Origin of the sequence: Sorangium sp. So ce367, assembly GCF_051520455.1 — a bacterium.
In the GTDB taxonomy this organism is placed as follows: domain Bacteria; phylum Myxococcota_A; class Polyangia; order Polyangiales; family Polyangiaceae; genus Sorangium; species Sorangium cellulosum_B.
The window spans coordinates 6,985,389-7,009,581 of record NZ_CP150334.1 but is presented as its reverse complement, the minus strand read 5'-3'; the positions used below and the strand labels follow the sequence as shown (position 1 = coordinate 7,009,581).

The 24,193-nt window shown below is 70.2% G+C and carries 20 protein-coding genes and 1 pseudogene; 11 read left to right on the top strand and 10 right to left on the bottom strand.

Annotation, left to right across the window (positions count from 1 at the left end):
• Nucleotides 1-30 precede the first annotated feature (30 nt).
• Both WME97_RS26600 and WME97_RS26595 read right to left on the bottom strand, forming a co-directional pair.
• Nucleotides 31-1,278 carry a pectate lyase gene (locus WME97_RS26600; protein WP_437541234.1) on the bottom strand — a complete coding sequence of 416 codons (1,248 nt, stop codon included), beginning with the start codon at nt 1,276-1,278 and terminating at the stop codon, nt 31-33.
• A 299-nt stretch (nt 1,279-1,577) separates the two neighbouring features.
• Nucleotides 1,578-2,531, bottom strand: coding sequence for an STAS domain-containing protein (locus WME97_RS26595; protein ID WP_437541232.1), 954 nt, complete (start codon nt 2,529-2,531; stop codon nt 1,578-1,580).
• A 342-nt stretch (nt 2,532-2,873) separates the two neighbouring features.
• On the opposite strand from WME97_RS26595, the gene WME97_RS26590 reads away from it, so the two are divergent.
• Nucleotides 2,874-3,662: an SDR family NAD(P)-dependent oxidoreductase gene (locus tag WME97_RS26590; protein WP_437541230.1), complete on the top strand. Its 789-nt coding sequence runs from the start codon at nt 2,874-2,876 to the stop codon at nt 3,660-3,662.
• Between the two features lie 279 nt (nt 3,663-3,941).
• Nucleotides 3,942-4,418: a hypothetical protein gene (locus WME97_RS26585; protein WP_437541228.1), complete on the top strand. Its 477-nt coding sequence runs from the start codon at nt 3,942-3,944 to the stop codon at nt 4,416-4,418.
• Between the two features lie 38 nt (nt 4,419-4,456).
• Here the strand turns inward: WME97_RS26585 and WME97_RS26580 are convergent, their stop codons facing one another.
• From WME97_RS26580 to WME97_RS26570, 3 genes are all read right to left on the bottom strand, one after another.
• Nucleotides 4,457-6,019, bottom strand: coding sequence for a DUF1552 domain-containing protein (locus WME97_RS26580; protein WP_437541226.1), 1,563 nt, complete (start codon nt 6,017-6,019; stop codon nt 4,457-4,459).
• A 73-nt stretch (nt 6,020-6,092) separates the two neighbouring features.
• Complete coding sequence (locus tag WME97_RS26575; RefSeq protein ID WP_437541224.1) at nt 6,093-7,535, bottom strand: DUF1592 domain-containing protein; 1,443 nt, start codon at nt 7,533-7,535, stop codon at nt 6,093-6,095.
• A gap of 330 nt (nt 7,536-7,865) precedes the next feature.
• The gene (locus WME97_RS26570) at nt 7,866-8,492 is read right to left on the bottom strand and encodes an RNA polymerase sigma factor (RefSeq protein ID WP_437541221.1); all 627 of its coding nucleotides are present in this window, start codon (nt 8,490-8,492) and stop codon (nt 7,866-7,868) included.
• Between the two features lie 722 nt (nt 8,493-9,214).
• Between WME97_RS26570 and WME97_RS26565 the strand changes: the two are divergent.
• A pseudogene (locus WME97_RS26565) lies at nt 9,215-9,713 on the top strand (alcohol dehydrogenase catalytic domain-containing protein).
• Between the two features lie 201 nt (nt 9,714-9,914).
• A complete protein-coding gene (locus WME97_RS26560) occupies nt 9,915-10,727 on the top strand; it encodes a hypothetical protein (RefSeq protein WP_437541219.1) in 813 nt (270 codons plus the stop codon).
• Nucleotides 10,728-10,863: 136 nt separating this feature from the next.
• On the opposite strand, the gene WME97_RS26555 is transcribed toward WME97_RS26560, so the two are convergent.
• The 3 genes from WME97_RS26555 to WME97_RS26545 form a co-directional block, all read right to left on the bottom strand.
• A complete protein-coding gene (locus WME97_RS26555; RefSeq protein WP_437541216.1) occupies nt 10,864-11,139 on the bottom strand; it encodes a hypothetical protein in 276 nt (91 codons plus the stop codon).
• A gap of 287 nt (nt 11,140-11,426) precedes the next feature.
• A complete protein-coding gene (locus tag WME97_RS26550; protein WP_437541213.1) occupies nt 11,427-11,567 on the bottom strand; it encodes a hypothetical protein in 141 nt (46 codons plus the stop codon).
• Between the two features lie 52 nt (nt 11,568-11,619).
• On the bottom strand, nt 11,620-13,221 hold the full coding sequence (locus tag WME97_RS26545; RefSeq protein ID WP_437541210.1) for a PAS domain-containing protein: 1,602 nt from the start codon (nt 13,219-13,221) through the stop codon (nt 11,620-11,622).
• A gap of 640 nt (nt 13,222-13,861) precedes the next feature.
• On the opposite strand from WME97_RS26545, the gene WME97_RS26540 reads away from it, so the two are divergent.
• The 7 genes from WME97_RS26540 to WME97_RS26510 all read left to right on the top strand — a co-directional run bounded on the left by WME97_RS26540 (nt 13,862) and on the right by WME97_RS26510 (nt 21,895).
• The gene (locus WME97_RS26540; protein ID WP_437541208.1) at nt 13,862-15,061 is read left to right on the top strand and encodes an MFS transporter; all 1,200 of its coding nucleotides are present in this window, start codon (nt 13,862-13,864) and stop codon (nt 15,059-15,061) included.
• Nucleotides 15,062-15,277: 216 nt separating this feature from the next.
• A complete protein-coding gene (locus WME97_RS26535; protein ID WP_437541205.1) occupies nt 15,278-16,504 on the top strand; it encodes a flavin-dependent oxidoreductase in 1,227 nt (408 codons plus the stop codon).
• Complete coding sequence (locus tag WME97_RS26530) at nt 16,501-16,947, top strand: DUF3237 family protein (RefSeq protein ID WP_437541203.1); 447 nt, start codon at nt 16,501-16,503, stop codon at nt 16,945-16,947. The genes WME97_RS26535 and WME97_RS26530 overlap by 4 nt, the downstream gene beginning before the upstream one ends.
• Nucleotides 16,948-17,004: 57 nt before the next feature.
• Nucleotides 17,005-18,318, top strand: a complete 1,314-nt coding sequence (locus WME97_RS26525) for a hypothetical protein (RefSeq protein WP_437541201.1) — start codon at nt 17,005-17,007, stop codon at nt 18,316-18,318.
• A 291-nt stretch (nt 18,319-18,609) separates the two neighbouring features.
• A complete protein-coding gene (locus WME97_RS26520) occupies nt 18,610-19,587 on the top strand; it encodes a fumarylacetoacetate hydrolase family protein (RefSeq protein WP_437541198.1) in 978 nt (325 codons plus the stop codon).
• The gene (locus WME97_RS26515) at nt 19,584-20,735 is read left to right on the top strand and encodes a 4-hydroxyphenylpyruvate dioxygenase family protein (protein WP_437541195.1); all 1,152 of its coding nucleotides are present in this window, start codon (nt 19,584-19,586) and stop codon (nt 20,733-20,735) included. Before WME97_RS26520 ends, WME97_RS26515 begins: the two co-directional genes overlap by 4 nt.
• Nucleotides 20,735-21,895, top strand: a complete 1,161-nt coding sequence (locus WME97_RS26510; protein WP_437541193.1) for a homogentisate 1,2-dioxygenase — start codon at nt 20,735-20,737, stop codon at nt 21,893-21,895. Before WME97_RS26515 ends, WME97_RS26510 begins: the two co-directional genes overlap by 1 nt.
• Before the next feature lie 89 nt (nt 21,896-21,984).
• On the opposite strand, the gene WME97_RS26505 is transcribed toward WME97_RS26510, so the two are convergent.
• Both WME97_RS26505 and WME97_RS26500 read right to left on the bottom strand, forming a co-directional pair.
• A complete protein-coding gene (locus WME97_RS26505; RefSeq protein WP_437541191.1) occupies nt 21,985-23,577 on the bottom strand; it encodes a serine/threonine-protein kinase in 1,593 nt (530 codons plus the stop codon).
• A complete protein-coding gene (locus tag WME97_RS26500; protein WP_437541189.1) occupies nt 23,561-24,178 on the bottom strand; it encodes an ECF-type sigma factor in 618 nt (205 codons plus the stop codon). The genes WME97_RS26505 and WME97_RS26500 overlap by 17 nt, the downstream gene beginning before the upstream one ends.
• Nucleotides 24,179-24,193 lie beyond the last annotated feature (15 nt).

Here is a 24,193-nt window from a genome sequence, read left to right as displayed (position 1 = left end):
ATGGCGAGGCGCGCGCGCGTCCTCGAGGCGTCACGGGACGAGGGAGTTGATGTACTCCTCGAGGTTCGTCCAGCCGTCGCCGTTGCGGTCGCCATTGCGATCCTCCGCGTCGTGAGGATCGAGCGAGGCGGAGACCTCCCATGCATCGGACATCCCGTCCTGATCCGTGTCCGCGGGCGCAGAGCCCCCCGGGATGTCTCCAACGGTGTTGGGGAGGCCGAGGCTCTTCTCGTCGCTGATCGTGGCGCCCTCGGTGCCGAGGGACGCGAGCTCTCCCATCAAGAAGTCGTCGACCGGGTCACGCCAGAGAGACGCCCCGGCGTGCTTCATCACGTGGTCGAAGGCGTCCTTCGCGCTCATCGCGGGCACGTCGGGAACCTCGACGCTCGGCGCCGCCTCCCAGGTCACCGAGCCGAAGTCTCCCTGGCCGAGCGGGCGGCCGTTCAGGACACCGTCCTTGTTGCTGTCGTACCAGTTGTCGACGGCATAGAGGTGGTACTCTGGCGTGGGGCTGTCCAGGGTGCCGCCGTTCGTCTCCGGGCCGGGGATCAGGGTATTGCCGACCATCACCCCGTCCGAGCGCCCGCTCGTGTCGCCCAGGATGTACCCCGAGGTGACCCAGTTGTAGACGACGTTGTTGACGAACTGCAGCGTCCCGCGGGCCTTGGGGTTACGGGAATTGTTGTCGATGTACAAGGACCGGATGATCGACGTGCCGGTCGTGTTGACGATGCCGCCCGTGCTGTGCGTCTGGAGCCCCTGCGCGACGATCGAATCTTGAAGCGTGATGTTGTAGAGCTCCGCCCCGCTCTCCCGGTTCAGATCGAAGGTGCCGTCGCGCCCCCAGCTCAGCGAGCAATGGTCCCAGATCACATCGTGTCCGTTGGCCATGGTGATGGTGTCCTTGCCCGAGTCGCCGATCTTGCCCATGCGAAACCGCACGTAGCGAACGATCGTGTTCGACGCGCCGGAGAAGGAGGTGCCGTTGCCGTAGACGGTGATGCCGCCGCCCGGCGCGGTTTGCCCGGCGATCGTCTGGTTGTTCTTGAACACCAGGCGGGCGTCGAGCTTGATGACGCCGCCGACGTCGAAGACCACGGTGCGATTCGGCTGGCTGATGGCATCCCGCAGGGAGCCGGGCCCGGCATCGTTCAGGTTGGTGACATGGTAGACGTCGCCGCCGCGCGCGCCGGTGGCCATCCGCCCGAATCCCTCGGCGCCGGGGAAGGCCCCGAACGCGACGGCGCCCGACCCGCCCGTCCCGGCGCCGCCGCCCACACCCGCGCTCGGTGCGCCGCCGCCCGCGCCCGGGCTCGGCGCGCCGCCGGCCCCTCCAGCTCCCGTCGTCGCCCCGGAGGCGGCGTCGCTGCCCGATGCCTCTCCGCCCGGCGTCGCTCCGCCCGTGCCAGCAGGCTCCGTCGAGGGAGCTCCGCCGCTCCCGGAGCCGTCGTGCGGTGTCCCGGAACAGGCCCACGCGGCCGCGCCCAGAGCGAAAAGTGACAGCCAAGAGATGCTCGCCCGGCCTGGCGGGCATCGCGCCCAGGTCTTCATGCGCCAGGAGTTGATCCGGCCCCTGCTCACCTTTCAGAATTCGTCATCGCAAATGCGATACCGCTCTGGAGCGAGCCCATCGTGACGATGCTGCCGAGATCGACGCCGAGCGCCACGAGGATCTGCGCGACCTCCGGCCGGATGCCGGTGAGGACCATCTGCGCGCCGAGCAGGCGTACGGCCTTCGCCGTCCGGATGAGCGCGTCGGCGACCTGTGAGTCCACGTTCGATACGCCCGTGATGTCGAGGATCACCACCTTGGACTGCTCGGCGCTGACGCCCTGGAGCAGCCGCTCGAGGACCGCCGCTGCGCGGGTCGAGTCCATCACGCCGATGAGCGGCATGATGACGGCTCGATCGCTGATGCGGAGCAGGGGGGTCGACAGCTCGCGGAGGGTAGCGGCCTGGACCCGGATCACCTCGTCCTTCAGGCGGATGCGCTCCTCCTCGGCCCGCTTGCGCTCGGTGAGGTCCGCCGTCACGGTCGCCAGCGCCATGGGCTCCCCCGTCGCCGGGTCCCTGATCAGGAAGGAGTTGTAAAGGACCGGAACCGCAGCCCCGGTCTTGAAGTGCCGGAACCTGAACTCCCCGACCCAGCGGCCGTGCTCCATCGTCGCGGGCATGATGTGCTGCTCGATGTAAGGGAGGTCGTCGGGGAAGAAGAAGCTGCCAATCGTCACCTGCGGCAGCTCGCTCGCCTCGAGGCCGACGAGCTGCATCCCCGCCTCGTTGAGGTACTGGGCGACGCCGTCCATCGAGGCGATGCCGATGAAATCCGAGCTGTTCTCCGCCACGGCGGCGAGCCGCTTCTGCGCCGCCTCGATCGTGAGGAGCTGCGCCACGCGCTCGTGCAGCGCCTGGATCTCCCGCCTGTGCTCGGCCAGCTCGCGCTCGCGCTGGGCCAGCTCCTGCTCCAGGCGGACGACGCGCTCCCGCAGCGCCGAGGCGTCGCTCGGATCGAGTCGGCCATCCATGCTCATGGCGCTTCCCTCATGCTGGCTCGTTCTCGCACGCTCGCCCCTGCGCGGCGCACAGCATCACAAGACGTGTTCCTGCGAGCCGTCGTGTCCCCGAGGCGCGATGAACTATAAGCGAGAGAACGGTCCTCGATCTACTGGAAAGCCAGGCAGGACGTCCTCGTCGCGGTCGTCGGCTCGCCTACACAACGCCGTCGTCCTCCTTGCTGAGCCTCCGCAATGAGCCCACAGCAAGCCAGGAGAACTCATCCGCAGCCCCGGAGATGCGGCGCAGGTCCTGTCCGCCGTACGGTGTTTGGTGACCGGACGGCCCGGTCCACCTTGGAGAGGATGGTAGGGGACACCATGGGCACACTGAGCACTTCCAAACGAATCCTGGTCACCGGCGCGTCGCGCGGGATCGGACGCGCGGCCGCGCTCGCGCTCGGCAAGCAGGGACACACGGTCGTGCTCGCCGCGCGCGACGAGCACGCGTTGAGGTCGCTCGCCCGCGAGATCGCTGGCGCGGGCGGGCGGGCCGAGGTCGTCCCCATGGATGTCACGGAGGACGGGAGCGTCGAGCGGGGGATCGCGCGGCTCCTCGAGGCGGGGCCGTGCGACGTCGTGATCAACAACGCAGGTTCCTGCGACCAGACGGATTTCATGGCGCAGGACATGAGCACGCGACGCGCCGAGATGGATCTCAATTACTGGGGTGCGGTGCGGGTGACGCGCGCGCTGCTGCCGTCGATGCTGGTGCGCCGCTCGGGCGTCATCGTGAACGTCTCGTCGTTGCTCGGGGTCATCGCTTCGCCGACGGCGGCCAATTATTCGGCGACGAAGGCGGCGCTCGGCGCGTGGTCGCATGCGCTCCGAGGCGAGGTGGGCCGCTTCGGCATCAAGGTCGTCGTGTTCGTGGCGCCCCACACCGACACGGCGTGCGGGCGGGGCACCCGCTTCGACGGCGTGGTGAGCTTGCCTGTCGAGTACACGGCGAAGGAGCTGCTCCGCGCCGTCGATCGGGCGCCCCGGCAGTTTGCGGGGAGCCCCGTCTATCGGCTTCTCGTGCGGCTCGCCGGGCTCTTTCCGGCCTTCCTCGAGGCGCGGGTCGCTGCGTCGGCGCGGGCTCAGCTGCTGCCTGGCTATGGGCCGTAGGAGCGAGCGCCCCCATCGCCCTGGCGCGGCTCGGGCGATCGTGTATCTTCGACCTCGCAGAGGTAGCGCCATGAAGGTCTTCCGGTAGCAACGCGGTCGCTTCCGCCGGGCGGGTTCTCCCCGCTGCCCGCGTTGCTCGCGCTCCGGCGCCCCGTCGCCGTCCGCCCTCCGCTCCCGTCGCCTCGCCTCGCGCTAGCGGGGCGGCGTGTGTTCGACCTTCGACCTCCTGCCATCGGGCGACGCTCGTACGAGCCGAGCGCCGCCCGGAGAGCGTGCATCATGGCGCCCCGTCTTCCGCTTTCCATCAAGCTCACCCGTCGCGCCGTCGCGCGACGAGACCTCTTCTGCGAGCTGGTGAAGAGGGCTGTCCGGCCGTCTCAGGCCGACGCTGCCTTCGCCTTCCATGCGTTCGCGTTCAAGGCCGATGAGGACGAGTTCGCGCGCGAGCTCATGCGCCGCCGGACCGAGCTCTGGCTCTTCCGCTCCAACCAGCGCGCCTCCTGCGGCGACTTCCTGGCCGTCGACATGTCGAGCCCCTGGGCGGCGCGACGGCGATCCTACGTGATCGAGCTCAAGCGCGGGATGCCGGTGCGCATCGGAGGCGGCGCGGTGGGCGTGCAGCTCCAGAAGGCGGCGAGCGCCGTGCAGGCGCTCGCGCAGAAGGGCGACGTGCTCGGCGTCGAGGGGGCGTACGTGACGGTGGCGGGGGACGGGGCGGAGATCATCGCGATGTTCGCGAGGGGAGCGCGGCTCTAGCCTGCTCGACGGTCAGCGGCGCGATCCTGCGGGCTCGGCTACCGCAGGATCTCCTCGAGGAGCGCGTTCTGCACGCCGCGACGATCCTCGCCGAACGACGAGACGCCCAGGCCATAGTACTGGTTCATGATGGTGAACCACAGATCGCGGAGCTGGCGATCGTTGCCGAGGGCGTCGTAGGCGACGTGCGCGTCGTTCAAGAAGACGCCGTCGCCGCCGAGGAGCACGATGGGCAGGTCGTACCCGTCGTGGTCGTGCGACCGCATCTCGCTCATGTGCACCATGACGCAGTGATCGAGCACCGTGCCGTCGCCCTCGGGGATCGCGTCGAGCCGCTGCGCGAGCTGCGCGCTCTTCTGGTTGAGCCAGCAGTTGATCGCCGCGTAGTCGAGGTTGCTCTGCGCGAGGATCTTGTACTGGCCGTTCTGGGTCGCGCGGTCCAGGTTGCCGGCGGCGTGCTGGGAGGAGTGGTAGTGCAGGCTGGCCTCTCTCCTGTACGCGAGTCCCACCTTGGCGCGGACGTCCTCCGGGATGCACCGATACTCGAACTCGGAGCGCATGTCGTCGTGCATGTGGGTGATCACGCGCGTCACGTCGCATTGAATGGCCATGACGATGAGGTCGATCATGACCTTCGCGTGATCTTCGTGCTTGTACGGGCCGGCTCCCGTGTTGTCGTTCTCGTTGAGCCCCTCCGCCTGGCCCGGCGGCTCGGGGACCACGCCGGGCTGGCTGATCGGGGTGCAGCCCAGGCCCGTCTGCGGGGTCATCGTCGACTGGACGCGGGTCGCGTTCTTCTCGATCTCGCGCAGCGAGTCCAGGTACTGCTGGACGATCTTGCGATCGTCGGAGCCGACCCGGTTCATGAGCGAGTTCGCGTCCGCAAGCACGCCGTCGATGACGCTCTTCTCCAGCGCCGCGCGGCGCTCCGCCTCGATCCTGGCCTCCTCGTCGCTCTGCCCTGGCATGGACCCCGCCGCGCCCGCGCCGACGAGCGCGTCGAACACCGCCTTCGGGTTGACCGAGCGCTTCAGCGGCTCGCGCTGGCTCTTCCAGGAGAGGACCTGGTTGTAGGCGTAGCTGCGCTGGTCGAAGAAGCCGGGCTTGACGCCGAGCCCCGTCTGCAGCGACGGGATGCGGGTCGCCTGCTCCGGGCCTGCCTTCTGGACGATGAGCTGGTCGACCGAGACGCCGTTGCCCACCCACTCGCCGAGGTCCTGGCGCGCGTCCCTCCCCAGCTGATCGGCGTCCACGCAGGTCGAGAGCGCCGCGCCGAGGCGCGAGTGGGAAGGCTCGATGTAGGGGTGCTTCTCCGTGCTCCACGTGTAGTTGCCGAGGCGGCTGATCATGAGCATCTTCGACTTCACCGGCGCGAAGTGCTCGAGCACCCTCGGCAGCTTGAAATCGGCGCCCTTCAGCGTCTTTCCGAACGCCGGGGCCGTCTCCCACCAGTGATGGGGCGCCCCGTTCGGGAAGGTGCAGAGCACGAAGCGCTTCGGGGTGCCGGGCTCCCCGCCGCGCGCGGTGCGCGGCGCGAGGCTCTCGAGGAACGGCAGCGCCAGGCAGACGCCCGCGCCGCGCAACAGATTTCTGCGTGTCATCAAGCGTTTCATGTGCGCATCGCTCCTTCGTGCTTCGTCCTGTGCAGAAACAACGCGTGCGGCCTCACCGCGCCTAGTCCTTCGCTCGAAGGCGGAACGCCTCGCTGGTCACCACCTGCTTCGCCAGATCCGCGATCGTGCCGCCGCTCCAGCGCGCGGCGATCTCCTTGATCCTGGTCCTGTCCCCGGCGCTCGGGCGCCGGCGCAGGGCATAGCTGAAGAGCTGCTCGGACGGGCAGGTCCCCGACCGGGCGGCCTCCACGAGCGCCGGCACGAGGCCGGAGATGTCCTCGAACGCCGCGCCCTCGTACACCCCCGTCGCGTCGATCGGGTCGCCGTTCGGGTACTGGGTCCGGTAGGCGCCGATCGGGTCGAAGTTCTCCAGGCTCAGCCCGATCGGGTCGAGCACGTCGTGGCAGCCCGCGCAGTCGGGCGACGCGCGGTGTTTCTCGAGCTCCTTGCGCACGTTGGTGACGCCGCCCTCCTCCCCGTCCGCGGCGCCGAGCTCCGGGATATCCACGTTGGCGGGCGGCACCATGGGCGCGCAGAAGAGCTGCTCCAGGATCGTCTTCGCGCGGGACGTGGGAGAGGTCCGGTCGGCGCGGGACGACAGCGTCAGGAACGCTGGGAGCGTGAGGAACCCCTCGCGCACGCCCTCGGGGTCGTTCGCATAGAGCGGCTCGATCAGCCGGCTCTCCGGGTGGGGCGCGGTGAGGAACTCGGACCAAGGCCGCCCGCCGGTCGTGAAGCCGGCGAAGTACTCGTTGACCTGGTCGAGCATCGCGCCCTTCAGCTCATCGTCCCAGTTCGGGAACTGGCTCGTGTCGGCGTTGTGGCTGGGGAGCGTGCGGGTCCCGAGCCACTGCCCGTAGAAGTTCTGGAAGAAGGCGGCGCTCTTCGGGTCGGCCAGCATGCGGTCCACCTGCTGCTCGAGCTCGCCCTCGGTGGCCAGCTCATCGTCCTTCGCCGCGTCGAAGAGCTCGTCGTCCGGGAGCGAGCTCCAGAGCAGGTACGAGAGGCGCGACGCGACCTCGTAGCCGTTGAGGGCGCCCGGCGATCTCGCCGAGTCGGGGCCCAGCTCGATCCGGAGGATGAAATGCGGCGACGTGAGCACCGTCCGGACGACGTGCTGCACCGCCTCGACGGGGGACATCTCGAGGGTGGTCCGCGCGTCGTCGTACTGCGCCGCGTACCGGTCGACCTCCGCCGCCTCGAGCGGGCGCCGGAAGGCACGCAGCCCGAAGCGCTCGATGATCTGGCGCGCACACCCGTCGCCCGTGCCCTCTGCCGGGTCGCACACGAGGATCCTGGCGCGCTGCGCCTCGTCCGAGAACGCGTCCTCGGCGAGCGTCCTGGCGGCGTCGTAGTACCCCTGGACCAGGACCTGCGAGAGGTTCGAGAGCGCATTCACGTTTGCGTCGAAGCCCTTCGCGCCGAAGGCCGGGAATCCGTCCGCGGGCCGCAGGCTCGTTCCCAGCAGGTGGGCGACGGTGGAGTTATACTCCGACGCTGTCATATGGTGGAGAGGCATCCTGTCTACAGCGATGGCGGCACCCTGGTCCGGGGGCTGCCCTGGAGTGTCCTCCGAAGAGCCCTCGTCCCCGAGGGCGCCGGTGCACGAGATGCTCAGGAGGCATCCCCCGGCAGCGATCCATGGACTCGCGAACACTCGGTCCAGTCTGAATGTCATCGTCGGCTCCTGCGTGTGGAATCGGCAGTTATGTCTTGTGACCGGAGCGCACGTTTTTTGTGATCAAATCGACCGGGTGCGGGCATGGCCGTGAAGATCGCGGTGGGTCGTATGAATCCAGGGTTGGCGGCGAGCGCCCGCTCGCCAGCCCTCGGCTCATCCATGGCGACCTCCTCGGATCTTGGCGTGGTGGCGCTGCACCGCGTCGGAGAACGCCTGTCGAGCGGCCCTCAGCCTCGCATACACGGTGTTGATGTTCACCCCGATCCCCTCCGCGATCTCCGACGCCGGAAGCTCTTCCAGCTCGGCGAGGAGGAGCACCACGCGCTTCTCCTCGTCGAGCGACGCCAGGAGGTCGTGCACCACGCGCGCGGCCTCCGCCCTCTTCATGACCTCGTAGGGGCTGAGGTCGCTCGGCCCCGCGAGCTGCTCGGGATCCACGATCTCTCCTGTCCCGCGGTGGGCCGGGCTCTGGCGGCGCTGCGACCTCCGGTGCGCCTGCACGACGTTGACCACGATCCCGAAAACCCATGTCTTCAGCGACGAGCGTCCCCGGAACTCCGGGAGCCGCCGGTGCACGACGGCGAACACCTCCTGACATACGTCCTCGTGCGCGGAGACGTCCGCGACGAGGCGGCGCACGGTCCGAAAGACCAAGGGAAAGAGCTCCTCGTACACCTCGGCGAAGTCGAGCGGCGCGGCCTGCACGCCGGCCGCGGAGACCGCGCCGGCGGGCGGAGGCGTCGACGGAGCGGCCGCCGCGCGCGCGGTCACGGGCTGCACCTCGCCGCCGGTAGCATCGGAGCTCCCTTCGCGAGGAGTTGCAATCCGCATGGAACATCTCCCCCGTCCCTGGCTCAACCTCTCGAGAGTGCGGCATGAAATGGCCCTCTCAGCGGGCCCGGACTTCAACATGACAGCGCCGCGCGTCAGGGGCGGCGAGAGGGAGATATTTCTGACAAAGCGATGCTATATCAACACATGAACCGCAGCTGTAATCGCTGCTGTACAAAGGTTGCCACTGGCCAGGACTGCGATTCCAGCCGCGGACAATTTGGTTGAGCTCACCGTCACTCGCTTCCGCGACGACCGAGCGAATCGATGCCGACGTCGATCGGGACATCGAGGTCTCGGCGCGCGTGGCGACCCCTTCAGCGGGGAAGCGAAAGGATACCCGCTGGCGCAGATTGTGAACGCTCACACGCGCAGTGTCAACTGCTATCGGCGGGACCGTGGGTATCCTCGATCGCGAGGGAGGGCACGGCTGGCGGGGCTCGTCCGGAGCGCCGCTGCCGGTCCGAGGGGCGAGGCTCGGCGTGCATTGCTATCGAAACGAGGCAGCCAGGCTGGACATGCTCGGGGCCATCCGCGAGAAGGGGTGGGAGATCCCGGCCCGTACAGCGGTCCCGGCGTGGACGGCGACACCCTCTTCGCCGGGGGGGGCGATCTCCTGGGCTCACGTGCAGGACGGGGGGCGCGGGCCGCAAACCACTCGGCGCGGAGCCATGCGCGCCCTCGTCCTGAGAGCCCCGAAGAGCCCGCTCGTGCTGGAGGATCGGCCCGCTCCGCGGCCTGGGCCTGGCGAGGTGCTGCTCCGCGTGCGCGCCTGCGCCGTCTGCCGCACCGATCTGCACGTGGTCGACGGCGAGCTGCCGGACGCCAGGCTGCCGCTCGTGCCCGGGCACCAAATCGTGGGCGAGGTCGTCGAGGAGGCGGCCGCGCCCGGCGACGGGCCGCGGTTCGCGAGGGGCGCACGCGTCGGCGTGCCCTGGCTCGGCTGGACCTGCGGGTGTGTGCGTGTATTGCCGCGCAGGACGGGAGAACCTCGTGCTGCGGTCGGTGGCGAACCTGACGCGCCGCGACGGCGAGGAGTTCCTCGCGCTCGCGCCGCGGGTGCCGGTGCGGACGGAGGTGAACGTCTATCCGCTGGCTGCGGCCAACGAGGCGCTCGACGATCTGCGGAATGGCCGCATGGCCGGGGCAGCGGTGCTCGTGCCGCCGTGAACCAGCGCTCACCGAGCGCCGCGCCGTTCAGGGGCAGGAGGAGTCCCACGCTGTCTGGGACGGCTCGGTGAACCGTCCGCGATGGGTTGCTCAGGCGCGCCCTGGTGTTCGTTCCAACTTTGCCCGGATACGTGGTTAGTCCAACAAGTCAATTCCATGGAGGTTCATGAGGACATAAGATGATCAAGGGGGGTGTTGTTCATGATGTATAGAAGCGTGCTCGTTCTGTGTCCTGCCCTGGTGACGTCGCTGGCCGCCTGCGTGGGCCTGCCGGAGGGGGAGGACTACGATGTCGACACCGCGGAGCAGGCGGCTGTCGTCGACAACGCGCTGACGTCGAACGCGCTGACGTTGAACGCGCTGACATCGAACGCGCTGACGTCGAACGCGCTGACGTCGAACGCGCTGACATCGAACGCGCTGACGTCGAACGCGCTCACCAGGAGCGCGCTCCGGGATCCGCTCGCGCGCCAGCTGCTCGAGTACGTGGTGAGCTGCGCCCTGCCGAGGGGGGCGCACTTCGATATCGATGTCGACGGCGTGGTCTATGGATTCGATGGCGGGATCGGTCTTCACAAGAACTGGGGCGATACGGGCGGCTCCTGCGACAATGCGTGCAAGGCATGGGTGTCCGCGTGCGTACTATCCAGGGTCAATTACCTCGGCATCCCGACCCCCATCTCGATGAGAGGGAACCACTGCGAGCTGTCCTCCGACTCGGCGGAGCGCACCGCGTACGCGACGCGCGAAGGGGCATATTATGGCAATATCTTCGCCAATCCGCCTCTTTACTTTGCTTGCGTGTCACCCGAGCAGACCTCGATCCAGCGGGTGTGCGGGCCATCGCTGGACGACTGCGTCGTCACGGTCGTCGGAAATTGCGGCGACGCGTGCGACAAGCCGCGCAGCGATGGGAGCTTCGAGAACTGCCGCGATCACGCGCGAAGCGCGTCCGGTCAGTTCCCGAGCGGCACGATCGCCTACGACGGTTCGGTCACCATCTTCTTGCAGTAGAGGATGCAACGGCGGGCGCTCCCCAGGGTGATCCCCTTCAGCGGGAACGCGCCGGGCGCGCCGTGATCTCCGTCGATGCCCGCGCCGGGCGCACCAAGAGAAAGGGGCGCTCGGCCTCCGAGCGCCCCTTTCGGTCTCATCGCGCCGTGCGATGCAGGAGACGAACCGAGACCAGGTTCGCGGTGATCGGGTTACAGCGCTTGCACCCGATGTTCCCGCAGGGACCCGCCGCATGTTGCCTGGTGCGGACGGTCGCCTTTCGCAGCCGCTTCGCTCGGAGCTTCGCGCGCCGGCTCTTCGTGTTCTGCCCCGCCGCCTTCCATGCTTCGTACTTCGCTCTCTCGGCGGCCTTGCGCGCGCGCTTCGCCGCCCTCCGATGCCGCTTGGCCTCGGACTTCTTCTTCTTACTCATGGGACCACCCAACGCCGCTTCAGGGATCTCGCGGAGTAGGCGGCCGGGGACGGCGCCCGCGGCTCATTTCAACCGGGCGCGGCGTCCCCGAGCACGCCCGGATACGGGGTACCGGGCTAGCGCGTGACGATGCCTCCGCGTGACAACGTCACACGCAGAGGACGAGGGTGTTCTTCATCGAGCTCCTCCAGCCGAGTCGCAGGTCGGTTTGACGACGCCAGAATGAGAGAGGCCGCCTCCGGATCCCCGGGGCGGCCTCTTGAACGCGTCGTGCGCTCCGTCGCCCGTCAGCGGGGCTCGCTCGCGGGATGGGCCGTGAGCGAGAAAGGGGAGGCGGCAAGGACGACCATAACGACGGCGGAAGGGTGCATCGAATCGAGCCGGCCGTCAAGGGTCTTGAGTCGAATCAGCACGTCTTCCATCTCCATTGCGCGCTCCTTCCTCGTCGCCCTCGCGGAGGACGGGAGACGCCGGCATCGCTCAGCGCCGACCTGACAGCGCGCGGAGGCAGACCTCGATGCCGGCGCGGAGGTTGCCGTGTGTGGTGACGCCCGAGAGGTCGACCCCGATGCCACACATGGATTGGGCGACGGCGGGCCCGATGCCGGTGAGGACGCCGCTCGCGCCGAGCAGGCGGATCGCGCGGACGATGCGGACGAGGTGGTCGGCCGTCGCGGCGTCGACGCTCTCGATGCCGGTGACGTCGATGATGGCGAAGCGAGCGCCTGTGCGCACGACCTCGTCGAGGAGCTTTCCGGTGACGTCGGCCGCGCGGGCGTCGTCGAGCGCGCCGATGAGGGGCACGGCGAGCACGCCCTCGGCGACCTGGAGGATGGGCGTGGACAGCGCGCGGATGAGCGCCTGCTGGCGCTGGATGACCGCGAGCTGACCGGCGATGGCGTGCTTCTGCCGCTCGAGCTCGGCGATGGTGGCGGTCATGTGCTCCTCGTGCTCCCGCTGCGCCGTGATGTCCGTCCCAATGGCGAGGATGTGCGCCGTGCCGTCCTGCTCGACGAGAGGCACCTTGACGACGGACATCCACCGCGTCTTGCTGTTCGGGCGCGTGACGGGGTAAACCCGCGAGACCGGCTGCATGCGCGCGAGCACCTCCCGGTCCATCTCGCCGACGACGGCGAGCTCGGCGTGGGAGCGCGGCAGATCGTCAACGGTCTTCCCAACCGCGCCCTCCACCGTGGTGTTGTACAGCTCGGCGTAGCTCCTGCTGACGAGCTTCATCTTGCCGTCCCGATCCTTGACGGTCACGACGATCGGGATGGTGTCGAGCACGAGGCGGATGAACTGCCGCTCGCGCTCGAGGGCGAGCTCTGCCTCCTTGAGCGCGGTGGTGTCGATCCGCAGGCCGACGAAGCCGCCGTCGGGGAGGCGCCCGCTCTTGAGGGTGATCCAGCGGTCCCCGAACCGCCGCACGAAGACGTCCCCGGGGCGGCGATGCTCCGCGAGGCGAGCGGCGACCCACTCCTCTTCGCCGAGGCCGCTGTGGAGGTGGATCCCCTTCCGGCAGCCCTCGCGGACGACCTCTTCGAACGTATTGCCCAGCTGAATGGCGGCGGCACATTCGGGGTAGAGCGATTTGTACGCCGCGTTGAAGAAGCGGAGCCGCTCCTCGGTATCGTAGATGACGAAGCCGACGTCGAGCGCCTCGATGGCCGCGCGCAGGCGCGCTCCTTCCTCGCACGCCGCCCGCTCGGCCCGGCGTTGCTCGGTCACGTCGCGCAGCGCGAGGAGCACGGCGGCGCACGCGCCCGCAGGGTCGACGAGCGGGCTGAGGCTGCCTTCGGCGAGGACGGCGCGCTCGTTCGCGAGGTGGAGGGTGAAGTCGGGCGGCAGGGCGCGCGGGGCGCGATCGCGGAGCACCTGCTCGAGCAGCGCGCCGAGGGGCGCATCGGGCCGCAGGACCTCATCGACGGGCCTTCCCAGCGCCGTCGCCCCGGGCGTGGAGGAGAGGCGCTCGGCGGCGGGGTTCAGCGCCAGGATCCGACCGCTTCCATCGAGCAAGAGCAGCGGGTCGACGCTGCAGGTGAAGGCGAGCGAGCAGAGATCAGCAGGAGCGTCGCTTGGCATCGGGAGGAGCGTAGAGCAAGAGCCCCTCAGGGTGTCAGCCTCGGTGACCTCATGACGCATCGACAGGCAGCGGAGCCGCTGGTCGAGCTCAGCCCGGGCGCGGTCCCGTGAACCGCCGGACGACGGCCGCTGCCGGCGCCGCGCCACCTGGACCACCGCGCGCCGCGGCGCACCGGGTTGCCCTCCTGGCATTGCCCGCCCATGCACCCTCACACTGTGTGATTCATCCCTCCATTCCTTTCCTCGTCGCTGAGCTCGTCAGGCCACTTGTGCTGTTGTCTTCACCAGGAGGGCTGTCGGCCAGAGCGGGACGTTGGCCGCGAGTCGGCGCAAGCGCGAGAGCGGATCCAGAGAGCACCGCTCCGCGCTCTCGACGAGGGGGCGTGTCGACGATCCGGCAGCCTCCGCGCCCGCCTCCGCCCCGACCCCCATCGCGGCAGCAAAAATCCTGTCGCCTGAGAACGGCTCGCCTCGAGGCATAGGCGGGTATGCCTATGCCTCGAGCCGGAGGGCTCGGGTACGAAGTCGTTGCATCACCGGGTCCGTCACGCTCCACCAGCTACGTTCAAACACCGCATCGGTTCGGCTGCCGCCGGCTGCAACCATCCCGGGCAACGGGAACGAAACGGGAGGTTTCCCCATGGGCGCATCGCCCCCTAACGCGCCGCGCGGCGCCGTCACGCTGTCGCTGTGCTTCTTGATCGCGCTGCTGGAAGGGTTCGACATCCAGGCCGTCGGCGTGGCCGCCCCCCTGCTGATCCCCGCCCTCGGCCTGACGCCAGGGCAGGCGGGCGTCGTGTTCGGGGCCGGCATGGTCGGGCTCGTCTGCGGCGCGCTGGCCGGCGGCTGGATGGCCGACCGCATGGGCCGGAAGCCGTTGCTGATGCTGGCCGTCGGCGTCTTCGGCCTGTTCACGCTGGCCACCGTGGTGGCGGGAGGGCCGGTGTCGCTGGGCCTCTACCGGCTCCTGGCCGGGACAGGGCTGGGGGCGGCGATGCCCACCCTGGTGGCCATCGCCCTGGAGATCGCGCCGGCCGACCGGCGGACCCGCACCACCACGTTGATGTTCAGCGGCATGCCGGCCGGCGGCGCGCTGGCGGCGCTGTTCGCGGCCGGCTTCCTGGCGCGGTTCGGCTGGCAGAGCATCTTCGTGGCCGGCGGCGTGCTGCCGCTGCTGCTGCTGCCGGTCATGGCGCGGCTGATGCCCGACAGCCGCACCGCAGCGGCCAGCGGCGCCCAGCGGCCGGGCGGAGGGGATGCGCTGTTCGGCGATGGCCGGCTGCTGGTCACGCTGCTGGCCTGGTTCACCTTCGGCCTGACGCTGCTGGTGCTGTATCTGCTGCTGAACTGGCTGCCGTCGCTGGTCGCCGCCAAGGGTCTGGGCGGAAGGGGGGGCGCTGGCGCCGCCTTCGCGTTCAATGTCGGCAGCGTCATCGGCTGCTGGGTCATCGGATTGCTGGTGGACCGGCTCGGGCCGCGCCTCCCCATCATCGCGGCCTATCCCGCCCTGGCCCTGTCGCTGTTCGGGCTGGCGGGGGCGAGCAGCCTGCTTCCGGTGCTGGTGCTGGCAGGCCTGGCCGGTTTCTTCCTGCTGGGCGCGCAATATTCGCTCTATGGCGTCATCCCGCTCTATTACCCGGCGCGGGCGCGCGGGCTGGCCACAGGGGCCTCCATCGCCGCCGGCCGGCTGGGTTCCATCGGCGGGCCGCTGGTGGCGGGCCACCTGCTGGGGCAGGGCTGGGGCCCCGCCGGCGTGGCCATGGCCATGGTGCCAGTGGTCCTGTCGGCCGGCGTGGCCGCGGCGGTGATGACCATTCGTGGGCGTCATGCCGCTGATTGAGCAAAGGGCGGAGGCGATCCGCGCCCGGCAGCGCGCCGGGCGTCATCCGGGCGGCGGGGCCTTCGGCCTGCGCCGTCCCGGGGGTCGCCGCCCGCTGGATCGTTCGAGAGGACTGGCTGCTGCAGGCGCTGGCGGCGCTGTTCGTCGCGCGCTTCGCCCGCTTGGCGGCGGCTTCAACGAGGTGCGGCGTCGAGCCGCATGTCTGCGGGAGGACTCATGCAGGTAATCGTCGCGGGCGCCGGGATCGGCGGCCTGGCCGCAGCTCTGGCGCTACACGCCTCGGGTCATGAGGTGACGGTCTTCGAGGCCGTGCCCACCATCCTGCCGCTCGGGGTCGGCATCAACCTCCTGCCCCACGCCGCCGAGGTGCTGGACGAGCTGGGCCTCGTCGAGGCCTTGATGGCCCACGGGGTGGCGACCCGCGAGCTTGTCTATTTCAACCGCTTCGGCCAGCGCATCTGGGGCGAGCCGCGCGGCCGCTTCGCGGGTCACGCCGCGCCGCAGATCTCCCTGCACCGCGGCGCCCTGCAAGGCGTGCTGTTCGACGCCGCCGTCGAGCGGCTGGGCGCAGACCGGGTGATCTGCGACCGGCGCCTCCTGGCCCATGAAGAGGCCGAGGGCCGCATCGTGGCGCGCTTCGTCGACCGCGAGGGCGTGGTCAGGACGGTTCCAGCCGATCTCCTGATCTGCGCCGACGGCATCCATTCGGCGGCGCGCGCCGGCCTCTATCCGGACGAGGGGCCGCCGGTCTACGGCGGTCGCATCCTGTGGCGGGCGACCAGCCTGGCGGCGCCCTTCCTCACCGGCGCCAGCATGATCATGGCCGGGCACCAGGACCAGAAGTTCGTCGCTTATCCCATCTCCCCACCGGGGCCGGACGGCCGCCAGACGATCAACTGGATCGCCGAGCTCACCGTCGCCGAGAGCCTGCGACGGGAGGACTGGAACCGGCGGGGCGATCCCGCCGACTTCCTGCCCAGGTTCGAGGCCTGGCGCTTCGACTGGCTGGATGTGCCCGGCCTGATCCGGAACGCCGAGGCGATCTACGAGTTTCCGCTGGTCGACCGCGATCCGCTGCCGCGCTGGAGCCATGGGCGCATGACGCTGCTGGGGGACGCCGCCCATCCGATGTATCCCATCGGCTCCAACGGGGCGAGCCAGGCCATCCTGGACGCCCGCGCCCTGGTCCGCGCGCTCGCCGCCCACGCCGATCCCGTGGAAGCGCTGGCCGCGTACGAGGCGCAGCGCCTGCCCGCCACCGCCGCCATCGTCGCGGCCAACCGCGGCAACGGTCCGGAGCAGTGCATGCAGATGGCCCAGGACCGCGCGCCCGACGGATTCGACCGTATCGAGGACGTCTTCGCCCCCGGCGAGCTGGAGGCCATCGCCGCCCGCTACAAGGTGCTGACCGGGCTGAAGCGCGCCTCGGAGCCCCGCGCGTGAGCCCTCCCCTCATCCCTCTGATGACGCTCGAGGTGGCGGTGGCCCCGCCGGTCACCGTCAATCCGAGCTCGCCCGGCCGGCGCTTCATCCCGATTGTCGGCGGCACGGTGGCCGGCGGCCTCGAGGGGCGGGTGCTGCCGGGCGGCGACTGGCAGACGATCTGGGCCGACGGGCGGATGGACATCTCCGCCCACTACATCCTCGACATCGCCGGCCATGGAACCGTGGAGATCCTCTCCGAAGGCGTCCGCGCCGGGCCGCCGGAGGTGCTGGCGGCGCTCGGGCGCGGCGAGGCCGTGGACCCCGGGCTCTACTACTTCCGCACCGCCATCCGTATGCGCACCTCGGCGCCAGGGCTCCTGCGGCTGAACGCCCTGCTGGCCCTGTCCGTGGGCGAGCGGCTCGCCGACCGGGTGCGGCTCACGGTGTACGAGATCGGCTAGGGGGCGCGAGCGCGGCTGAGAGCTTCAAGGCCTCGGATGGCCTGACACGGAGAACGCATGAGCACACAGACGAGAGCGGCGAGACGCCGGGGCGATGTCGGCGCAGGGTTCTTGGCCGTCATCCTCGGCATCACCTCCTTCCATCGCCCGGCAGGGGCACAACCGCCGCCCGAGGCGCCGCCGGCGCCCGCGGGCGAAGCTCCGACGATCGCGGCCCCCGCTGCAGACCCGAGCGCGGCGCCAGCGCCGCCTGCGGAAGCCCGCGCCGGCGCGCCGGCGCCCGAGAGCGCTGCCGGGCCTGGTGCAGCTTCGACGGCGCCGCCGTCGGAGAAGGAGCCATGGAAGAAGCCGGTCAGCGTCGCGGCCTGGGCCCGCGTCGGAGGTCGCTTACAGAACCCCGGCGCGCGCGAGAAGATGGACCGGCTGCTCGGGGACGGAGAGCTGGATCTGTCGTTTTCAGGCGAAATCAACCGATTCATCGGCCTGCAGGGCGCGGTCGTCGCTCAGTTCGGGCCGACCCCGACCGGGGGCAACATCACGGGCAGCGTGACCATCCGTGACGTCATCGCCAAGTTCCAGTTTCATGATCTGCTGAACGTCTGGATCGGTCGAATGATCGTGCCGTCGGATCGCTCCGCCTTCTCCGGGCCGTGGTCGATGGGGCCGTGGAACTATCCCGGGTTCTTCGAGCCCTATGCGCCGCCGATCGGGCCGAGACAGGGGCCTTTCGGGCGCAACGATGGGGTGACCGCCTGGGGCAAGGCGGCGGGCGGCCTGTTCAAGTATTATGTGGGGGCCTTCAACCTGCATGACTCTTCGGTGAGCCCGCTTTACACGGCGAGGCTCAACCTGAGCGTGCTCGACCCGGAGCCAGCCTATTACCAGAAGGCCACGTACCTCGGGGAGAAGAGCATCCTCGCGCTCGGCGTGGCGGGTGAGGTGCAGAAGGAAGGTTCGGTCGAATCGCTGCCGCCCCCTGCGGCGGGCGAGCCCCCGGGCATCCCGCGCAAGGACACCTACGGCGAGGTCAACGCCGACCTGCTGTTCGAGAAGAACCTCGGCGCGGCGGGCACCATCACGCTCGAGGGCGCATTCTACAAGTACTTCGGCGACTTCGAGAGGTTCGACTACTCTTATTTTGCGCTCGCGAGCTACCTCACGCCGAGCAACGTCGGGGTCGGGAAGTTGCAGCCTCTGGTCCGCCTGCAACAGGCGAAGCCGAAGAACGCCGACTCCTATCTGCTCATCGATGCCCAGGTGGGCTACATCATCGAGGGGCACGCCGCGCGTGTCGCGCTCGGCTATCAAAGAAGCGATCTGTCGGGGGCGAAGGGGAACGCCCTGTTCCTGGGCGTCCAGCTGCAGAAGTGATCCCCGGGACGATGGGGGCTCGCGCCCACGATTGACGGCATAGGCGCGTATGCCTATGCCGCGAGCCAGAGGGATCGGCTACGAGATCGTTGCAATCACCTCCATGGCGCGCCGCGCGAGATCGTGGGGCGTCGTGAAACCACCCAATCCGGTGTTCATGCGGATCCGTTCAACCGGTTACCCGGTGCACAGCGCGCAAACGAGGACGAGCCCTGGCAGGCGCGACGGGGTTCCTGCTCGTCCGGCCGAGACGAAGCGACTACCGGGGCGCCACGGGGAGCTCGCACGCGCATGAAGCTCGCCTCTCTCCGCGGCCCCGGCCGCGATGGCACGCTCGTCGTCGTCCGTCGCGACGGCCTCGCCTACGCGCCTGCAGGCGAGGCCTTCCCCACGCTCCAGGCCGCGCTCGACGACTGGGAGCGCGCCGAGCCCGCGCTCCACCGCATCGCCGACGATATCGAGCGGGGCGACGCGGCGGTGACCCCGCTCGCCGTGGAAGATCTCGCCGCGCCGCTGCCCCGCGCGTACGAGTGGGTCGACGGCTCGGCGTACATCCACCACATCATGCTCGTGCGCAAGGCGCGCGGCGCCGAGCCCCCCGAGACGCTGACGACCGATCCGCTTGTGTACCAGGGCGGCTCCGGCGTCCTCCTCGGCCCGACCGACGACATCGTCCTGCGCGACGAGGCCTGGGGCCTCGATTTCGAGGCCGAGGTCTGCGCCGTCCTCGGCGACACCCCGCAGGGCACGCGCCGCGAAGAGGCCCACCGGCACATCCGCCTCTTCCTGCTGGCCAACGACGTGACGCTGCGCAACCTCGTGCCCGCCGAGCTCGCGAAGGGGTTCGGGTTCTTCTGCTCCAAGCCCGCCACAGCGTTCTCGCCGTTCGCGATCACGCCCGACGAGCTCGGGGACGCGCTCCGCGACGGGCGCGTCCACCTGCGGCTCCGCTCGACCTACAACGGCGCGCTCATCGGTGATCCCGAGGCCGGCCCGGAGATGCATTTCTCGTTCTTCGAGCTCATCGAGCACATCGCCAGGACGCGCAGCTTCACGGCGGGGACGCTCCTCGGCAGCGGCACCGTCTCGAACCGGGATCCGGCGCGCGGCGTGTCGTGCCTGGCCGAGAAGCGCATGCTCGAGATCCTCTCGGACGGGGCGGCCACGACGCCTTTCATGAAGCCAGGAGACACGATCATGATCGAGATGCTGAATCGCGCGGGAGAGAGCCTGTTCGGGCGCATCGCGCAGCGGGTGGTATCCGGATGAGCGCCAAGGTGGAGTCGATCGGCATCAAGCGCGTGGAGGCGCTGCACTACTACGTGCGCGACCTGGAGCGGAGCCGCAGGTTCTACACGGAGAAGCTCGATTTCCAGGAGATCGCCGCGAGCTCGCCGGAGCTCACCGCGGCGGCGGCGCAGCGCTCGGTCGTCTTCCAGGCCGGCGAGTGCGTCGTCGTCTGCTCGCAGCCGATCGGCGAGGGCGGGCGGGCGTGGCGCTACCTGCGCAAGCACCCCGACGGGGTGGGCACGGTCATCTTCGAGGTGGAGGACATCGACCGCGCCTTCCGCCTGCTCGACGGCCGCGGGGGCACGCCGATCGGCGAGGTCCACCGGGTGACGGAGGCAGGCGGCACCTTCGCGTCGTTCTCGATCACGACGCCGTTCGGCGACACCACCTTCCGCTTCGTGGAGCGGCGCGGCTACCGGGCGCTGTTCCCCGGCTGCGTGGCCTACGACGCGCCGCGCGGCGGCGAGAACCGCTTCGGGATCGGCCGGTTCGATCACGTCACCTCGAACTTCCAGACGATGGCGCCCGCCCTGCTCTGGATGGAGCACGTGCTGGGGCTCGAGCCGTTCTGGCAGATCGCGTTCCACACGAACGACGTCGCGAAGGACGCCGATCACGGCTCGGGCCTGCGCTCGGCCGTGATGTGGGACCCGGCCTCGGGCGTGAAGTTCGCGAACAACGAGCCTTACCGGCCGCACTTCAAGAGCTCGCAGATCAACGTCTTCAACGAGGAGCACCGCGGCGACGGCGTGCAGCACGTGGCGCTCGCCGTGGAGGACATCCTCGCCGCCGTGCGCGCGATGCGCGGCCGGGGCGTGGAGTTCATGCCGACCCCGGCCGCCTATTACGACATGCTGCCCGAGCGCCTGCAGCGGCTCGGTATCGGGCAGATCGACGAGGACGTGGCGGCGCTGCGCGAGCTCGAGGTGCTCGTCGACGGCGACGGCGCGAGATCGTACCTCCTCCAGATCTTCCTCAAGGAGTCGTCGGGCACGCACCGCGATCCCGACGCCGGGCCGTTCTTCTTCGAGCTCATCCAGCGCAAGGGGGACCGCGGCTTCGGCGCCGGCAATTTCCGGGCGCTGTTCGAGAGCATCGAGCGGCAGCAGAAGGCGGGGCACGGCTGATGCTCGATCGCGTCGTCGCCGGGATCGTCCCGCCCAAGCACCACATCGCCCTCCGGAGCGAGGCGGGGGATCTCCGCTACGAGGAGTGCCTGACGCGGGCGGGCTTCGACGGCCCCTACACGATCGCCTACCACGAGCGGCGGCCGCACGAGCACCGGATCGCGGAGGTCGCGCACGGCTTCACGCTGCCGGTCGCCGCGCCGGCGCGCCCGCTGGCGAAGCGGCACTACCGGTCGCAGGATCTGCCGCGGCGGGGCGGGCCCGCCGTCGACTGCCGCGTGCCGCTGCTCTTCAACGACGACGTGGTGATCGGGCTCGCCCAGCCGGACGCGGCCGATCCTGTGTACTTCGCGAACGCGGACGCCGACGAGCTGTTCTTCATCTTCCACGGGGGCGGCGTCGTGCGCACGATGCTCGGCGATCTCCGCTTCGAGCAGGACGACTACGTCGTCATCCCGAAGGGGCTCTTCTACCGCTTCCTCCCGGACGCCGCGCCCCAGCGGTGGCTCTCGATCGAGGCCGCGGACATCCACCTCCCGTACAAGTGGCGCAACGAGGTCGGCCAGCTGCGGATGGACGCGCCGTACTCGCACCGTGATTTCCGGCGGCCCACGTTCGTCGGCCCCCTCGACGAGGGCATCCGCGCGCTCGTCGTCAAGCGCGGCGGCGCCTTCCACGGCTTCACCCTCGAACGCTCGCCGCTCGACGTCGTCGGCTGGGACGGGGCGGTGTACCCGTTCGCGTTCCCGATCCAGCGCTTCCAGGCGCGCGTCGGGCTCGTCCACCTGCCTCCGGACTGGCACGGGACGTTCGCCGCGCGCGGCGCCCTCGTCTGCAGCTTCGTGCCGCGCCCGACCGACTTCCACCCGGAGGCGATCCCCTGCCCGTACCCCCACGCGTCGGTCGATTGTGACGAGTTCCTGTTCTACTGCCGCGGCAACTTCACCTCGCGCCGCGGCGTCGGCCCCGGCAGCATCTCGCACCATCCGGCCGGCGTCCCGCACGGGCCGCACCCCGGCGCGTACGAGGCGAGCCTCGGGGCCCGCGAGACGAGCGAGCTCGCGGTCATGCTCGACACGATCCGCCCGCTCTCGGCCACCGCCGCCGCGCTCGCGGTGGAGGACCCGGGCTACCAGGACAGCTTCATCGCGGGCCCATGATCGGGGTCAGGCGCTCGGCCAACGATCCTCTCGTTGGATTCCAGCGCGCGCCGTGCGTCGTGAATCGATCAGCGACAGGCGACAGCGCGCTACTCGAGATGCCACACCACGATGGCGATCGTCAGCGAGCCCAGCACGCCCGTGACGTAGATCGCGGCGGCGTGCTCCGGGAAGACCGCGGCGGCCGCCGCGCACGCCGCGCAGAGCGCGGCGGCTAGCCAGCTCGCCCTCGGCAGGCTCGGCGCGGCGGTCGCGTGGACGGCCGCGAAGAGGAGCAGGTTCGTCGCGAGCGCGCGCTCCACGGGCTCGTCCGTGATCACGGCGAGCGCCCGGTGAAGGAGCATCGCGACGAGCAGCACCTTCACCACGTGGCCGATCCGCCGGTTCACAGCGCTCTTCGAGAGAGGGCGGCGGAAGACCCGGAGCAGCGTGAGCCCCGCGAGCGCCGTGACGCAGCCCATGGCGAAGAGGTCCACGGGGCGGACCACCGGGACGACGCGGCCGATACCCACCGTCGCCATCACGACGCCGAGGGCGCCGATCAGGAGGCCGAAGCGGATGCGCTCGCGCCTGGAGACCGTGAGATCGAACTCGGAGCTCCTCGCCAGCTCGTCGGCGAGGACGCTCAGCAGATCGTCGAGCCTCGGCCACCGCTCCTCGGGCCGAGCGCGGAGCCCGCGCGCGAGCGCGCCGCGGACCCGCGCGGGCACCTTCGAGCCGGCCGGCGCCGGCCTCAGGAGATCGCGCCGCGCCCCGTCGAGCCGCGCTCGGACGTCCTCGCCCTCGAACGGCGGCTCCCCGTAGAGCGCCTCGTAGAGCGTGGCGCAGAAGCTCCACTGATCGCTCCTCGCCGTCGCCGGCCTCCGCTCGGCCTGCTCGGGGGCCATGTACGCCGGCGTCCCCATGAACGCGCTCCCGGCCGTGAGCGGCGCTCGGAGCGCGTCCTCCCCGGGGATCTCGGCTTCGGGGCCCCCGCTGGAGAGGGGCCGCTCCTCCTCGACGTGGAGGCGGGCGAGCCCGAAATCGGCGATGCGCGCCCGGCCGTCCTTGCCGATCAGGATGTTGTCCGGCTTGACGTCGCGGTGGACGAGCCCCTCCTGGTGCGCCGCCGCGAGGCCGCGGCCCGCCTGGATCCCGGCGGCGAGCGCGGCCTCCCACGCGCGGGGCTGCTCGCCGCGCAGGTCGCGCAGCGTCCGGCCGTCGACGAACTCCATCGCCACGAACACGCCCCGCTCGTGCTCGCCGATCTCGTAGATGGGGACGACGTTGGGGTGCGAGAGCCTGGCCATCACCTGCGCCTCGCGCACGAGGCGGGCCCGGTCCTCCGGATCGAACCTCCCCGGCGCGATGAGCTTGAGGGCGACGCGTCGGTCGAGCTCCGCGTCGTAGGCCGCATAGACGACGCCCATCCCGCCCTGGCCGGCCTTGGCGAGCACCGTGAACCGCCCGATGCGCGTGCCGGGGCTCAGCGATTCGTCGCAGCCGGGGAGGGCGACGGCGGCGCCCTTCAAGAACCCGTCCGGCTGGGCGCCGTCGCTCTGGAGCAGGCTCCACACCTCCCCGAGGAGCTCCGGGCGGCCCGCGCACCGCGCCTCGAGGAACGCCCGGCGGTGCTCGTCGCGCTCATCGAGCGCCGCCTCGAAGAGCGCCTCTACCTCGCGCGGATCAAGGGGCGGGCTCATCTCCGCCGTGGAGCGCCCGGTAGAGCCACGCCTTCGCGAAGCGCCAGTCGCGCTCGACCGTGCGCGTCGTCACGCCCGAGAGCTCGGCGATCTCGTCCTCGGTCAGGCCCGCGAAGTAGCGCAGCATCACGATCTCGGCCTTGCGCGGGTGCTCCTGGCTCATCTTGCGCAGGGCATCGTCGAGGGCGAGGAGGTCCTCGACGGGGAGATCGAGCGCGAGGGGCAGCTCGTGCATGTCCTCCTCGGGGACGCGCACCTGATCGCCGCCCCGCTTCCGGGCGGCCTTGTGGCGCGCGTAATCGACGAGGAGATCGCGCATCGCCTGGGAGGCGGCGCCGAAGAAATGGGCGCGGCTCTGGAAGCGGGCCTCGCCGTCCCGGAAGAGCTTCTCGTACGCCTCGTGGACGAGCGCGGTGGGGCCGAGGGTCTGCCCGGCGCGGAGGTGGCGGACGCGGGCCAGGGCGATGCTCTTGAGCTCGGCATAGACGGCGCGGAGGAGGGCGTCCGCGGCGTCCCTCTGGCCCTCCTGGGCGGCGTGCAGGAGGCCCGTGATGGCCTCACCGGCGCTCGGTCCGGGGGCGCGTCGGTCGCTCGCGTTCATGGGGTGCGCCTCGAT

Excerpts from the sequence above, each read along its gene's own strand:
- WME97_RS26595 (WP_437541232.1), bottom strand. The coding sequence starts at position 2,531 with ATGAGCATGGATGGCCGACTCGATCCGAGCGACGCCTCGGCGCTGCGG.
- WME97_RS26590 (WP_437541230.1), top strand. The coding sequence starts at position 2,874 with ATGGGCACACTGAGCACTTCCAAACGAATCCTGGTCACCGGCGCGTCG.
- WME97_RS26585 (WP_437541228.1), top strand. The coding sequence starts at position 3,942 with ATGGCGCCCCGTCTTCCGCTTTCCATCAAGCTCACCCGTCGCGCCGTC.
- WME97_RS26580 (WP_437541226.1), bottom strand. The coding sequence starts at position 6,019 with ATGACACGCAGAAATCTGTTGCGCGGCGCGGGCGTCTGCCTGGCGCTG.
- WME97_RS26575 (WP_437541224.1), bottom strand. The coding sequence starts at position 7,535 with ATGACAGCGTCGGAGTATAACTCCACCGTCGCCCACCTGCTGGGAACG.
- WME97_RS26560 (WP_437541219.1), top strand. The coding sequence starts at position 9,915 with ATGATGTATAGAAGCGTGCTCGTTCTGTGTCCTGCCCTGGTGACGTCG.
- WME97_RS26555 (WP_437541216.1), bottom strand. The coding sequence starts at position 11,139 with ATGAGTAAGAAGAAGAAGTCCGAGGCCAAGCGGCATCGGAGGGCGGCG.
- WME97_RS26550 (WP_437541213.1), bottom strand. The coding sequence starts at position 11,567 with ATGGAGATGGAAGACGTGCTGATTCGACTCAAGACCCTTGACGGCCGG.
- WME97_RS26545 (WP_437541210.1), bottom strand. The coding sequence starts at position 13,221 with ATGCCAAGCGACGCTCCTGCTGATCTCTGCTCGCTCGCCTTCACCTGC.
- WME97_RS26540 (WP_437541208.1), top strand. The coding sequence starts at position 13,862 with ATGGGCGCATCGCCCCCTAACGCGCCGCGCGGCGCCGTCACGCTGTCG.
- WME97_RS26535 (WP_437541205.1), top strand. The coding sequence starts at position 15,278 with ATGCAGGTAATCGTCGCGGGCGCCGGGATCGGCGGCCTGGCCGCAGCT.
- WME97_RS26525 (WP_437541201.1), top strand. The coding sequence starts at position 17,005 with ATGAGCACACAGACGAGAGCGGCGAGACGCCGGGGCGATGTCGGCGCA.
- WME97_RS26520 (WP_437541198.1), top strand. The coding sequence starts at position 18,610 with ATGAAGCTCGCCTCTCTCCGCGGCCCCGGCCGCGATGGCACGCTCGTC.
- WME97_RS26515 (WP_437541195.1), top strand. The coding sequence starts at position 19,584 with ATGAGCGCCAAGGTGGAGTCGATCGGCATCAAGCGCGTGGAGGCGCTG.
- WME97_RS26510 (WP_437541193.1), top strand. The coding sequence starts at position 20,735 with ATGCTCGATCGCGTCGTCGCCGGGATCGTCCCGCCCAAGCACCACATC.
- WME97_RS26505 (WP_437541191.1), bottom strand. The coding sequence starts at position 23,577 with ATGAGCCCGCCCCTTGATCCGCGCGAGGTAGAGGCGCTCTTCGAGGCG.
- WME97_RS26500 (WP_437541189.1), bottom strand. The coding sequence starts at position 24,178 with ATGAACGCGAGCGACCGACGCGCCCCCGGACCGAGCGCCGGTGAGGCC.